The organism is Flavobacterium limi, from assembly GCF_010645075.1.
Classification (GTDB): domain Bacteria; phylum Bacteroidota; class Bacteroidia; order Flavobacteriales; family Flavobacteriaceae; genus Flavobacterium; species Flavobacterium limi.
The window spans coordinates 307,380-322,033 of record NZ_JAADZV010000005.1; the positions used below are offsets into that span (position 1 = coordinate 307,380).

The window sequence follows — 14,654 nt, forward strand, 5'->3', positions numbered from 1 at the left end:
TAATAAACAAAATAGCGAAATATGAAATTTAAATATATATGGTTTTTTATTGCCGTATTGTGCAGTGCTGCATCATTTGGGCAAACAACAATCAAAGGAACTGTAAAGGATAAAGCCAATGTGCCGATTCCGGGGGTGAATGTAATTGTAAAAGGAACTTCTAACTCAACAGCAACAGATTTTGATGGTAAATATTCGATTTCTGTTCCTAATGCAAACACTCAGATTGAATTTTCTTTCATCGGTTTTACAACGAAAGTCGTAGCTGCCGGAGATAAAACTACTCTTGATATTACCTTAGATGAGTCTAGTCAGGTTTTGGATGAGATTGTAGTAGTGGGTTATGCTTCTGTAAAAAAGAGCGATGTAACGAGTTCTATTTCTTCAGTAAAAGGAAAAGAACTTCAAACCATGACGGTTGGTAATGTTACCGAATCTTTGCAGGGAAAAGTTGCCGGTGTTCAGATTACCGGGCAAGGTGGTCCGGGAGCACAGCCAAGGGTATTGATTCGAGGTATTTCAACTATCAATCTTGGTACAGATCCGCTTTATGTGGTTGATGGTATTCCGATGGGAACCAGTATCAACTTTTTGAGTAATAACGAAATTGAGTCGATGGAAGTCTTAAAAGATGCTTCTGCAAGTGCTATTTACGGTTCTAGAGCTTCTAACGGGGTTATCCTTATTACTACGAAAAAAGGTAAAACGGGAAAAACAAGATTTACTTTTGACCTGAGTTCAGGTATGCAGATGATGGAGAATCCGTACGACATGGCAAATGCTGAAGGATACGCTAACATAATGAATACTGCTTATAATAATTCAGGCTATTCAGATTATTTGCCTAACGCTTCTCAATACAGAGGAAAAACGACAGACTGGTGGGGTGCCGGAATCAGAAAAAGTACTCCGGTAACAAATGCTTCGTTAGGGGCTTCAGGAGGTTCAGACAAACATACTTACGCGGTTAGTTTAAACTATTACAATTCCGAATCAATGTATGAAATAGGAGGATGGGAAAGAATCACAATGAGAATCAATAATGATTTTAAATTCTCGGATAAATTCTCTGCAGGAATCACTTTAAACCCTCGATATGAAAGCTGGGGAGGTCCTGGAAACTGGGCTGATTTTGTTAAAATTGATCCAATTACGCCAATTTACAAGCCGGCAGACCAGTTAACCGGATTAGAAAATGAATACAGTATTTATGCACGTTCTCCTTCGTATGTCTGGAATCCGGTTGCAGCTGTAAAAAGATATGATGATTATTCAGACCAGTATAATTTAAATACCAACGGATATTTGCAATATGCGCCAATCAAAGGTTTGGTAATCCGCACACAGGCATCTGTAGAAGTTGGTGATAGAGTGAGAAGCAGATTTAGACCGGATTTCATAATCGATGCAGCGCACGAAAAAGAGGAGATTAATAAGGTCGAAAGATGGAATACAACTAATGTAGATTGGACATGGCAGACTACTGCAACGTATTCAAGAACATTGGCAGAGAAACACAATGCTTCGCTAATGATAGGTAGTACCATGGAAGAGTATAATCGTAATGAAGTCTGGGGGTATGGAGAAGGAGTGCCTAACAATTCAGATTCGATGAGAGAAGTTAGTGCAGCTACTAAAAATCGTGACAGCGAAGGGAATAGCTTTTCCAGTTCTATAATGTCATACATCTCTCGTCTTTCTTACAACTATGACAGTAAATATTATTTTACAGGAACTTTTAGACGTGATGGTTCTTCAAAGTTTATGGCAAATAATAAATGGGCCAATTTCCCTTCTGCTTCTGCTTCATGGAGAATTTCGAATGAAGGTTTTATGGAAAACACTAAAGAAGTCATAAGTGATCTTAGATTAAGGGCAGGTTGGGGTAAAGTTGGTAATCAGGGGTTACCGGACTCAGTTTATCAATCGAATATTGGACAAGGTTACTATGTGATTGGAGGTGAGATGGTGGATACTTCTTATCCGTCAACAATGGCAAACAAAGATATTAAATGGGAAACTGTTGAGGATATCAATTTTGGAATTGATTTCGCATTATGGAAAAATAAATTTTCCGGGTCATTAGAATACTACCAAAAGAAAACAAACGATATGTTGTTCAAGAAGCAATTTCCAACATATAGTGGTTTTCCGGGCTATTCAACAATCTGGACAAATGTAGGTGCTATGCAATCCAGCGGTATCGATTTATTGCTTTCGTATAAAGATAAAAAAGGGGATTTCTCGTATGGTGTAGACCTGACTTTCACAACCGTAAATGTAGAGATGGTTTCATTATCAGCTGAAGGAGAAAGACTTTACGGAGCAGGAAACAGAACTTTGACTGCTAAAGGTGAAGAACCTGGATATTTCTATGGATATGTAGCAGATGGATTATTCCAGAATCAAACTGAACTAAATTCGCATACTGACGAACACGGAACTAAATTACAGCCTTATGCAAAAGCGGGTGATATTCGTTTCAAAGATTTGAATGGTGACGGAAAATTAGATGATAAGGACAGAACAAAAATTGGTTCACCATGGGCAGATTACAATGTGGGTTTAAATTTAAATTTTGCCTACAAACAGTTTGATCTGGTAGCTAATTTCTATTCCAGTATCGGAAATGACATTGTGAACCAGAATATTTCAGATTTATATAACGGTGCAAGCTTAACAAACAAAGTAAGCGGACTGGATCAGATGGCATGGCATGGAGAAGGAACTTCAAATTATGTTCCTCGTTTGTCTAAAGATGACAACAATGAAAACTTCACTAAATTTTCTTCTTTTTATGTAGAAGACGGATCATTTGTACGTATGAAGAATATTCAGTTAGGATATACTTTTCAGAATAAATTTGGCTTAGACAAATTGAGACTATCAATATCAGGACAGAATTTATGGACATGGACAAACTATTCAGGTGTTGATCCTGAAGTTGCAGGGGGAGATCCTGATAAAGATGACAGAGTTAAAGGATCAGGTTTTGGAGGATGGAATTATCCGGTTCAGCCAACCATTTTAATGGGTCTTAATGTAGCATTTTAATAATAGAAAGACATGAAAAAAATAATTTTATCTATACTAGCTTTTTCAATGCTTGCAGTTTCCTGTGAAGATTTCATTGAAAAAGAACAAAGAGGAACGCAGACGCTGGACAATTACTTTCAGACAGCGCAGGAATGCGAAAACTATACCAATGAATTAACGCAGAGATTGTTGCTTTCTAAAGACTGGTATACATTGCTCGCTCCAAGATTGGTGAACGAAACAGCTACTGATGATGCCTGGATGGGAAACACAGGGCAGGACAATGGGGCATTCAGACCAGGAGCGCAGTATGTTATTACTCCGGACAATATGGGCGCATTAAACAGTCTTTATACAGCTCATTATTATACTATTCAATCCGCAAATATTGGTTTGGAAAAAATGGCTGTTTCACCAATTACTGATACTCAGAAAAACCAATATATGGGGGAATCTCTGTTTGTTCGCGCCTATTGTTATTATGAGTTGGTAAACTTTTTCGGAGCAGTACCTTTGTACACGAAATCTTTGGGGACCGGCGATTTAAAATTACAGCGTAGCCCTGCAACAGAAGTTTATGCACAAATTGAAGCCGACTTAAAAGAATCTGCTGCAAAACTCGAAGGAATTCCGGTAGCAAGAAACGGCAGAATAAACAAATGGGCTGCTTATGCTTTGTTGGCTCGTGTTTCTTTATTTCAGGAAAAATGGGCTGAAGCAAAACAATATTCCAATAAGGTAATTACAGAAGGGCCATATTCATTGGAAGAAAATTTTCTAAACATTTGGAATGTCAACAATCATAACGGAAAAGAATCGATTTTAGAGGCTCAGTCATCTTCAGTTCAAAACGAAGCTTTAGGCTCTATGTTGCCAACTTTTTCAGGAGCCAGAGGTGAAGACAAGAAAAATTTCCCAAGTAATGATGCCAAAGATGTTATTGACGGATGGGGATGGTGCATGCCAACCAGTGACTTAGAGAATGCCTATCTTTCTGAAAATGATGAAATCCGCCGCAGAAGTACTATTACCAAATGGGGAGAAGCTGCTTACGGAGATGAGGTTTTAAATCCAACTCACAAATTCAGTTTAAATGATAATAAATCAGGACGTATTTGCCGCAAATATTACATTCCAATTGCTACACGTCGTGCTTTGGATAAAAAAGACGGACACCTGCCATTAAATGTTCCGTTGATTCGTCTGGCCGAAATGTACCTGACAAGAGCAGAAGCAAGCTATCATACTAGCGGAGATGCTTTGGCAGATATCAATATCATCAGGGATCGTGTGGATTTAGATCCTAAAACAGGAATTTCCGGTCCAACGCTTTTAAAACAAATTTATAAAGAGCGTCGTCTGGAACTGGCTTTTGAAGGATTGCGTTTGTTCGATATCCGTCGTGAAAAAGATCCGACAACAGGAAAAAGAGTAATTGAAACTTTGATGGGACCAAACGGAACTTTTGTGAAATACAATTTAAGTTCTACTGATCCTTACGAAACAACAAATACGAAAGAATCACAGGATAAAGGAATCAATTTTGATCCTTCAAAACATTTACTTTGGCCAATACCACAAATCGAGAGAGATTTAAGTGATGGTGTAATTACTCAAAACCCTAATTATTAAGATGATATTATATAAAAATAATAGAGTAAGTCTGCTGTGTGCAGGCTTACTTTTCGCAAGCTCTTTTTTAATAAGCTGTGATTCTGATAAAAACGAAAATTCTGATTCTGATAATGCTGTTGCAGAATTAAAAGTGAATCTGGATACCAATCTTCAGACCATGGAAAGCTTTGGTGCTTCTGATGCCTGGCAGTGTAATTTTATTGGAAAAAACTGGCCTTCGGATAAAAAAAATAAAATGGCCGATTTGCTTTTCAGCAAAGAGTTTGATGCTGAAGGAAATCCAAAAGGAATCGGTTTGTCATTATGGCGTTTTAACCTGGGGGCAGGAAGTACAGAGCAGGGAGATGCCAGCGATATTACTGACGAATGGAGACGTTCTGAATGTTTTACCACAGATGGAGTTAACTATGATATGACCAAACAAGCCGGTCAGGTTTGGTTTATGAAAGCGGCAAGAGAACGTGGGGTAGATAAATTATTGGCTTTTACAAACAGCGCTCCGGTTTACTTAACTCAAAACGGAAAAGCGCATGCGAGTATCAAAGAATATTACAACCTGAAAGAAGGAAAAATGCCTGAACTGGCTGATTTTTGGGTAACATCTTTAGATAAATTAAAATCAGAGCACGGATTGACAATTGATTATGTGAGTCCGTTCAACGAACCGCAATACGAGTGGGATGGTTCAGGTCAGGAAGGTTCTCCGGCTACGAATGGAAATATTTACAGTTTTGTGAATGTTTTATCTCCAAAATTACAATCAAAAGGGCTAAGTTCTCAGATTGTAGTGGGAGAAGGAGGATCTTATGAGCCTTTGTATAAAACGATTGCAGGAAAAGAAAGCAGATCGAACCAGATTGATTATTTCTTTGCTTCAAATTCATCTAAGAATATTGCAGGTTTAAGTAATGTCAAAAAAACGATCTCTGCACACAGTTACTGGCAGGCATGGCCTTTAAGAGAGTTAGTAAATTCAAGGGAATTAGCTGCTGTAAGAGCACAATCTATTGGAGGTTTAAGTCTTTGGTCTACAGAATACTGCGTTTTGGAAAGCCCGGGAACAGCTGAGCTTCCGGGTGGTGCAGGTCCTGGAAGAGATTTAGGAATTTCTCTGGCACTTTGGACAGCCCGTATCATCAGTACCGATATTGCGGTTGGAGGGGTAACTTCATGGCAGTGGTGGACAGCTATCAGCCGTGGCGACTACAAAGACGGATTAATTCACGTAGATAATGGTTCAAGCAATGGTGCAGGTGATGCTAACTATTGTAAAAACGACGGATTTATCAGGGATTCCAAAACACTTTGGGCTTTAGGAAACTTCTCTTTCTTTGTAAAACCGGGAATGGTAAGGGTTCAAATTCCAAGTATTGACAGTGCAAAAGCGGTAAATGATGTTATGGTGACGGCTTATAAAGATGTTGCATCCAAAAAATTGGTAATCGTTGCAGTAAACATCAGCAAAGCAGCAAAAACATACAAGTTTAACCTTAGTGGAGGAGCTTTAACAGACAATAAACTAACACCTTATACAACTTCTGAAACGTTAAGTCTGAAAAAAGGTGCAGCTGTCGATGCTACGAATTTAGAAATACCGGCAAGATCAGTTGTAACGTATGTAGGAACATATAAGTAAGGTTTCAAAGGTTTAACGACAATATTGTCATTTCGACGTAAGGAGAAATCACACTCGTTAATCGACAAAGATTGGCGACATACTTTGCGGAATTTCTAGTGAGATTCCTCGTTCCTCGGAATGACAAACAAGACGATAATAAAATTTACGTCAATATGAAAAATAAAAATTAATGAGAAAAGTATATATCTCGCTTTTATTGGTAATGGGTTCGCTGTCGTATGGGCAGCGAACCATAACCATTAGCACAGATAATGTAGTTCAGACCATGGATGGTTTTGGAGGCTCGGATGCATGGAGAACACAATTTGTGGGTAAAAATTGGCCGGAACACAAAAAAAATGCCATCGCGGATTTATTATTTAGTAAAGAAATTGATGCAGATGGAAATCCAAAAGGAATCGGACTTTCGATCTGGCGTTTTAATCTTGGGGCAGGAAGCACAGAACAAGGAGAAAACAGTAAGGTATCTGATGAGTGGAGAAGAAGCGAATGCATTTTGAATGCTGACGGAACTTATGATTTTTCGAAGCAGGAAGGGCAAAGATGGTTTTTGCAGGCAGCCAAAAAGCGAGGAGTTGAAAAATTCCTGATTTTTACAAACAGTCCGCCGGTTCATATGACGCATAACGGATTATCTTTTTCTTCCCGAAAAAATAAACTGAATCTAAAAGATGGTGCAATTCCAAAATTTGCCGATTTTTTAGTTCAAAGTATTCAGGGACTGGAGAAAAAAGAAGGAATAAAATTCGATTATGTAAGTCCGTTAAACGAACCGCAATGGGAATGGATGCCAAAAAGCGGTGACACCAACAGTCAGGAAGGCACCCCGGCTACAAATCAGGAAATATACGAGGTAACCAAAGCACTTTCTGAAAAGCTTAAAGCCAAAAAAATGAGTACAGAAATTGTAGTTGCCGAAGCAGCACAAATCGATTATTTGTATGAAAATGTAAATGCAGAAAATCGAGATAATCAGATTGATTATTTCTTTGGAAAAACAAAAACAAATATTTCTAAATTACCGAATGTTAAAAATGTTATTTTAGGCCACAGTTATTTTACGACCTGGCCGGTTGAAAAACAGGTCTTAAGCCGAAAATTAATTGCTGCAGAAGTAAAACAGAAACCGGGATTGAAATATTGGCAGTCGGAATACTGTATTCTGGAAAATCCGGGAGAAGATGAAATTCCGGGTGGTTCAGGCGGAGGCAGGGATTTAGGAATGCAGACCGCTTTGTTTGTAGCAAGATTAATTCATAATGATATTGCTGTTGCAAATGCAGCTTCATGGCAGTGGTGGACATCTATTACGCGTGCTGATTATAAAGACGGTCTGATCTATCTGGATGATGGTAAAAGTAACGGCTCAACAGCACCGGATTATGTTCGAAACGATGGAGAGTTTCGTGATTCAAAACTGCTTTGGGCTTTAGGAAATTATTCACTTTTTGTACGTCCGGGAATGTATAGAATTGATGTTCCAAACCAGAATGAACTGGATGCCGCAAATGATGTAATGCTGACAGCTTACAAAGATGTTCAAAACAAAAAGCTGATTGTAGTAGCAGTAAATTGCGGAAAATCAGCTCAGCAATACAAATTTGATTTGTCAAAAGGCACTGTAAAAAACAATGAATTTACACCTTATACAACTTCTGAAACTTCTAATTTAAAAAGAGGAACGGTTCAGAAAACAGATAATCTGGAAATTCCGGTAAGATCTGTAGTGACGTTTGTGGGGGAATTACAATATTGAAAATAAAATAAGTTTCAGGTTCCAGATTTGAAACTAACTTGAAACCTGAAACCTGAACAAAAATCAACTAAAAACATGTTTACAAAAAAGATCCTATTACCCGCATTACTCTTTTCGTGTCTGTCAGCGAGCAGTCAGATTTCGTTTGGAGATTCTAAAAAAATTAATGACAACTGGAAATTCAATCTTCAGGAAATTCCGGAAGCAAAAAATACAGCTTTTGACGACAGTAAATGGCAAAAAATAAATGTGCCTCATGACTGGAGTGTAAAAGGCCAGTTGAGTCCAACTCTGGCAAGCTGTACCGGTTATCTGCCGGGAGGAATTGCATGGTACAGAAAATCAATTAATATTCCGCAGAGTAAATCGGGCGAAAAAGTGTATTTGTACTTTGAAGGCGTTTACAACCGAAGCGAAGTATTCCTTAACGGACATTCATTAGGAAAACGTCCAAACGGTTATATTTCTTTTGCATTTGATGCTACACAATTTGTAAAATTTGGTGGAGAAAATATCATTTCAGTTCGCGTAGACCACAGCCAGAGCGCCGATTCGAGATGGTATACCGGTTCCGGAATTTACAGAGATGTGTGGGTTGTATATGCAAACCCGGTTCATATTGCACAATGGGGTGTGTATGCATATCCTGAAGTAAAAAAAGGAGCAGGAACTTTGAATGTTGAGGTTGAAGTTGAAAACGGTTCTAAGGCAAAATCAAGTCTTACAGTTGTGAATGAATTGATTTCAAAAGACGGAAAATCAGTGGCTAAATCTTCTTCTAAAGTAGACGTTGCGGCCAACCAGAACGGAAAGATTTCGACGAAATTAAACATCAAAAATCCACAATTGTGGGATTTAGAGAATCCGAATTTATATCAGCTTAAAACCACTGTTTTAAAAGATGGAAAACAAATTGATGAAACGGTAACCAAAACTGGTTTCAGAAAATTTACTTTCGATCCTAATAATGGTTTTGCACTGAATGATAAATGGATGAAAATGAAAGGGGTTTGTCTGCATCACGATGCCGGAGTTCTGGGTTCAGCAGTGCCTCGTGAAGTCTGGAAAACCAGATTACAGACCCTGAAGGAAATTGGTGTAAACGCCATTCGTACGAGTCATAATCCGCAGGCACCTGATTTTTATGAGCTTTGCGATGAATTAGGATTATTGGTATTGAACGAAGCATATGACGAATGGGAATTCCCAAAACGCAAATGGATGACAGGATGGAATGTTGGTACTCCTGAATTTCAGGGTCATGCTGATGTTTTTGCGGAATGGGCTGAAAAAGATTTAGAAGATTTTGTCCGAAGAGATCGCAATCATCTTTCTGTATTTGCATGGAGTATTGGGAATGAAGTAGATTATCCAAATGATCCGTATTCGCATCCGGTTTTGGATAAAGGGAAAGACGGTTTCGGACAAGCAGCTTACGGAGGTTACAAAAAAGATGCACCGGACGCTATGCGCCTTGGAGCAATTGCAAAACATCTGGTTGCAGCGGTTAAAAAATACGACAAATCACGCCCAACAACGGCAGGTTTGGCGGGTGTTGCGATGTCTAACGAAACAGAATATCCGGGCGCTTTAGATATTACAGGATACAATTACACCGAAAGTAAATACCAGTCGGATCATGAAAAATACCCAAACAGAGTCATTTTCGGAAGTGAGAATGTACACGATATGGAACCTTGGTTAGCGGTAAAAAACAACAAGTATATTTTCGGACAGTTTTTATGGACAGGAATCGATTATCTGGGTGAATCAGGAAGTTGGCCTTCAAGAGGATTCTACTCCGGATTAGTTGATTTTGCAGGAGTTATCAAGCCAAGAGGCTATTTCCGTCAGTCATTATGGTCAGATAAACCGATGACGTATTTAGGAACATATCCATTGAAAAACGAAAAAGACATTTCGAAAGATGCGTGGGCTATCTGGAATTATGAAGCAGCTCAGAAAATCCGTGTAGTTTGCTATACCAATGCTGCAAAAGCACGTTTGGAATTAAATGGAAAAGTAGTAGGAGAAACCAAAACGTATGACGAAAAAAACGGAATTATCTATTGGGATATTCCTTTTGCCTCAGGAAAATTAGAAGCGGTTGGATTGGATAAAAACGATAAAGAAGTAAGCCGTTACGCAATCAATTCTACCCAGCAGCCTGTAGAGTTAACCATTGCTGAAAAAGACATCACAATCAGTAAAGACAGAGGTGTTGCAAAAATAATGGTTCAGGTTAAAGATCAAAATGGTCTTCCGGTGATGCTTTCAGATAATGAAGTGACTTGTACCATTACTGGTCCAGGAGTTTTATTAGGTCTTGAAGCAGGAAACAATAGCGATATGACAGATTATACAGATAATGTTCAGCGAGTTTATCACGGACACATTGCTGCATACATTGAAGCAACAGGAGAAGCACAACCAATCAAAGTTACTTTTACGAGCCAGTGGCTGAAACCAGTCGAAGTTACTGTGAATGTGAAATAGATTCGTAAGTTTTTTCTAAACTTTTTAATTAACCTGCTTGCTTTTTTTGTTAAGTAAGCAGGTTAATTGTTGTAATGAAGAAAAGTTTATTATATTTGAAGTGTACTATCAACACTTATTTTTTTTAATAATATGAAAATAAAAAGCATAATTATATTCGGTATAGGAATTTTTTTAACGCCATTTTTTTCAAATGCTCAAAAAGCAGTTTTTAAGGATGGCGAATTTAAACAATGGGCGCAAACTCCTCCAATGGGATGGAACAGCTGGGATTGTTACGGACCAACCGTCGAAGAGCACGAAGTAAAAGCCAATGCAGATTATATGGCAAAAAACCTGAAGAAATTTGGATGGGAGTTTGTAGTGGTCGATATCAGGTGGTTTGTAGAAAATGATAAAGCAGGCGGATACAACCAAAAAGACCCACGTTACGTAATTGACCAATACGGACGATACCAGCCGGCAGTTAACCGTTTTCCTTCTGCAAAAGACGGACAGGGTTTCAAACCATTAGCAGATTATATCCACAAAAAAGGATTAAAATTCGGTATCCACATCATGCGTGGAATCCCTAAAAAAGCCGTTGAAGAAAAAATGCCAGTCAAAGGTGCAAACGGCGTTACCGCTGACCAGATTTATACCACTGCTTTGCAATGTGAATGGCTAAAAGACAATTATACCATATTGGCGGATAAACCGGGAGCACAGGAATATTATGATTCTATTTTCGAATTATACGCACAATGGGGCGTAGATTTCATTAAAATTGATGATTTGTCGCGACCGTATCATGAAGGTGAAATTAACTTAATCAGAAATGCAATCGACAAATGCGGACGTAAAATCGTATTGAGTACTTCACCTGGAGAAACACCAATTTCGGCAGCTGCACACGTAAAAGAGCATGCTAATATGTGGCGTATGGTCGATGACGTTTGGGATACATGGCCGCACATTACCCATTTAATGGATGTTGCGCAACAATGGTATCCTCATATTGCACCCGGAACATGGCCGGATTGCGATATGATTCCTTTGGGACGTATTTCAGTTAGAGGGGAAAGAGGAGAAGACAGAATGACCCGTTTGACAAAAGACGAACAGTATACTTTGATTACATTCTTTAATATCTTTAAATCTCCTTTGTTCTTTGGTGGGGATTTGCCAAGTAATGACGCATTTACTTTATCATTATTGACAAATAAGGAAGTCGTAAAAATGCACAATGAAAGCACAAATGTAAAACAGCTTTTCCATAAAGACGGAAAAATTGCCGTGACTTCAGAAAATCCTAAAGACGGAAGTGTGTATTTAGCCTTATTTAATATTTCAGATTCTGCTGAAGAAAAGATTTCTGTAAGTCTTTCAGATCTTGGTATTGCTGGTCATGTGGATTGTAAAAACATATGGACAGGTGAAAAATTAAACATTCATTCCAAAGAAGTTTCAGCAACTTTAAAGCCTCACAGTTCTGTTCTTTATAAATTGCAAAGCAAAAAATAATGAAGAAGTTAAAGCATCATTTTTTAGTTCTAACAATACTTTTTACAAGTGCCTTTTTATTTTCAGGTTTTGGTTTTAAATATAAAGTAGAAAAGCCGGAGAAAGTATTTCTTTTTGCTTATTCGACCTTAAAAAACAACGGTAAAAACGGGCTTCATTTTGCGTGGAGCACAGATCAGAAAAACTGGTTTGGGATTGGCCCTGAACACAGTTTTTTAAAATCAGATTACGGAAGCTGGGGACCAACAGGCAAAAGCATGTCTGAAGCTTTTTTGATAAAAGATGACAACGGAATTTTTCATTGTTTATGGAGCGTAAAAGACGATGTTATCGCTCACGCATCCAGTAAAGATCTGGTTAACTGGAAAAGCCAGCGTTATGTTCCGGTCATGAAAGATATAACTAAAAACGGCGATGAAACACCGGTTATTCAAAATATAACAGTAGTTAAAAAAGACGGTAAATATAGTATTCATTGGATTTCAAATAATGTTAAGTATTGCAATACCACTCAGGATTTCAAAAATTATACAGAAACAAAAACGGATACAGATGGAGCGCCTAAATTAACTGAAATCACAGTACAAGGCGATATTCAAAAAGGGACAATCACCGAAGTAAACTGGAGTCTGGTCGAAATGCTCACCAAAACGATGGAAGCTGTAAAATTTAAGGATAAACAGAATAATACTTCCCCAAAATCCGACAGTTTGTTATTTGCTGGTTTAAAACCTGTAAAAGCCCAAATTACGATCAATGGACAGCAGTCAAAAAAAATCAGTAACATGCTTACTGGTGTTTTCTTCGAAGATATCAATTATGCAGCCGATGGCGGTTTGTATGGAGAATTGATCCAAAACCGTGACTTTGAATATGCCGTGAGTGATAAAAAAGGCAGGGACGAAAAATGGAATGCAACCATGGCATGGAGTGGTAATTTCAAAATTTCGAAAGAAAATCCAATTCATCAAAACAATCCAAATTATGCAGTAGTTACAAAAGGCACAATCAGCAACACAGGATTTGACGGAATTGCTTTGAAAGCTAATGAAAAGTATGATTTTAGCGTTTTCGCAAAAGGAACCAAATTTACGGTAAAGCTAAAAAGTTCCGGCGGAGAAACTTTGGCGGAAGCCACCATAAGTCCGAATGCTTCCTGGAAAAAAATGAATGCTGTTCTAAAATCATCAAAAACGGTAACGGATGCACATTTAGAAATCAGTACAACTGGTGAAACGGCGGTTGATATAGTGTCGCTTTTCCCTCAGAAAACATTTAAAAACCGTAAAAATGGCCTTCGTTCAGATTTAGCTGAAGCCATTGCAAATATGCACCCAAAGTTTGTGCGTTTCCCTGGTGGCTGTGTAGCGCACGGTGATGGAATCCATAATATTTACAAATGGAAGAATACGATTGGAACATTGGAAAGCCGTATTCCGTCAAGAAATATCTGGAATTACCACCAGTCAATGGGATTGGGTTATTTCGAATATTTTCAGTTTTGCGAAGATTTAGGAGCAGAGCCGGTTCCGGTTTTGGCAGCGGGAGTTCCGTGCCAGAATTCATCTGATGGAGGTGCAGGGCAGCAATTCGGAATCCCAATTGAAGATATGGACGAATACGTTCAGGATGTTTTGGATCTGATAGAATATGCGAATGGAAGCGTAAAAACAACTTGGGGTAAAAAACGTGCTGAAGCTGGTCATCCAAAACCTTTCAATTTAAAATATGTCGGAATTGGGAACGAAGATTTAATCAGCGATGTTTTTGAAGAACGTTACCGAATGATTGTAAAAGCCGTACAGCAAAAATACCCTGAAATCATTGTAATTGGTACCGTAGGACCATTCAATGAAGGAACAGATTATAACGAAGGCTGGGCCATTGCAGATGACCTGAAACTGCCAATTGTAGACGAACATTATTACCAAAGTCCGGGCTGGTTCATCAATAATCAGGATTTTTACGACAGTTACGACCGCACGAAATCCAAAGTATACCTGGGAGAATATGCTTCCCGTGGCAATAAATTTTATAACGCCATGGCTGAAGCTTTATACCTTACCGGAATAGAGCGAAATGGAGATATTGTTACAATGGCTTCGTATGCGCCTTTGCTGGCAAGAGAAAAACATACGCAGTGGAATCCCGATCTGATTTATTTTAACGGACACGAAATAAAACCAACAGTAAATTATTTTGTACAGCAGTTGTACGGACAAAATCCGGGTGACTTCTACCTTCAAAACACGGTAAAATTATCTGATGCAAATAATGAAGTAAATAAGCGTATTGCAGTATCAGCAGTTCATGATAAAGCAACAGGCGATTTGATTATAAAACTGGTAAATGCGCTTCCGGTTGCCGTAACGCCTTCAATAGCAGTTACCGGTTTAGGTACAGCAGAAAACGCCAGTTATACAATATTGTCCGGAACTCCCGAAAATACGACTGCCAGGCCGGTGGTTCAAAAAATGAATGCTAAAGAAGCATTTTCAAAAGAACTGCCTCCGTATTCATTTGCCGTAATCCGTGTCAAAGCAACTGAAAAAGAACTTTTAAATGAAACGTTTTAAATTTTGATTTAAA

General features: G+C 38.4%; 7 protein-coding genes. All 7 read left to right on the plus strand.

Annotated features, from left to right (window positions below; all coding sequences use genetic code 11):
- The first annotated feature begins 21 nt into the window (after nt 1-21).
- Complete coding sequence (locus GXM16_RS12700) at nt 22-3,054, plus strand: SusC/RagA family TonB-linked outer membrane protein (RefSeq protein ID WP_163394805.1); 3,033 nt, start codon at nt 22-24, stop codon at nt 3,052-3,054.
- Nucleotides 3,055-3,066: 12 nt separating this feature from the next.
- On the plus strand, nt 3,067-4,668 hold the full coding sequence (locus tag GXM16_RS12705) for a RagB/SusD family nutrient uptake outer membrane protein (protein ID WP_163394806.1): 1,602 nt from the start codon (nt 3,067-3,069) through the stop codon (nt 4,666-4,668).
- Between the two features lies 1 nt (nt 4,669).
- Nucleotides 4,670-6,307 (plus strand): glycoside hydrolase, encoded by a 1,638-nt coding sequence (locus tag GXM16_RS12710; protein WP_163394807.1) that lies wholly within the window; start codon nt 4,670-4,672, stop codon nt 6,305-6,307.
- Between the two features lie 172 nt (nt 6,308-6,479).
- Nucleotides 6,480-8,066 (plus strand): glycoside hydrolase, encoded by a 1,587-nt coding sequence (locus GXM16_RS12715; protein ID WP_163394808.1) that lies wholly within the window; start codon nt 6,480-6,482, stop codon nt 8,064-8,066.
- Between the two features lie 75 nt (nt 8,067-8,141).
- Nucleotides 8,142-10,562, plus strand: a complete 2,421-nt coding sequence (locus tag GXM16_RS12720) for a glycoside hydrolase family 2 TIM barrel-domain containing protein (protein ID WP_163394809.1) — start codon at nt 8,142-8,144, stop codon at nt 10,560-10,562.
- Between the two features lie 132 nt (nt 10,563-10,694).
- Nucleotides 10,695-12,065 (plus strand): glycoside hydrolase family 27 protein, encoded by a 1,371-nt coding sequence (locus GXM16_RS12725; RefSeq protein WP_163394810.1) that lies wholly within the window; start codon nt 10,695-10,697, stop codon nt 12,063-12,065.
- Entirely contained in the window at nt 12,065-14,641 is a 2,577-nt protein-coding gene (locus tag GXM16_RS12730) for an alpha-L-arabinofuranosidase C-terminal domain-containing protein (RefSeq protein WP_163394811.1), read from the plus strand. The genes GXM16_RS12725 and GXM16_RS12730 overlap by 1 nt, the downstream gene beginning before the upstream one ends.
- Nucleotides 14,642-14,654: the final 13 nt, after the last annotated feature.

Coding starts and splice junctions, on each gene's coding strand:
- GXM16_RS12700 (WP_163394805.1), top strand. CDS start 22: ATGAAATTTAAATATATATGGTTTTTTATTGCCGTATTGTGCAGTGCT.
- GXM16_RS12705 (WP_163394806.1), top strand. CDS start 3,067: ATGAAAAAAATAATTTTATCTATACTAGCTTTTTCAATGCTTGCAGTT.
- GXM16_RS12710 (WP_163394807.1), top strand. CDS start 4,670: ATGATATTATATAAAAATAATAGAGTAAGTCTGCTGTGTGCAGGCTTA.
- GXM16_RS12715 (WP_163394808.1), top strand. CDS start 6,480: ATGAGAAAAGTATATATCTCGCTTTTATTGGTAATGGGTTCGCTGTCG.
- GXM16_RS12720 (WP_163394809.1), top strand. CDS start 8,142: ATGTTTACAAAAAAGATCCTATTACCCGCATTACTCTTTTCGTGTCTG.
- GXM16_RS12725 (WP_163394810.1), top strand. CDS start 10,695: ATGAAAATAAAAAGCATAATTATATTCGGTATAGGAATTTTTTTAACG.
- GXM16_RS12730 (WP_163394811.1), top strand. CDS start 12,065: ATGAAGAAGTTAAAGCATCATTTTTTAGTTCTAACAATACTTTTTACA.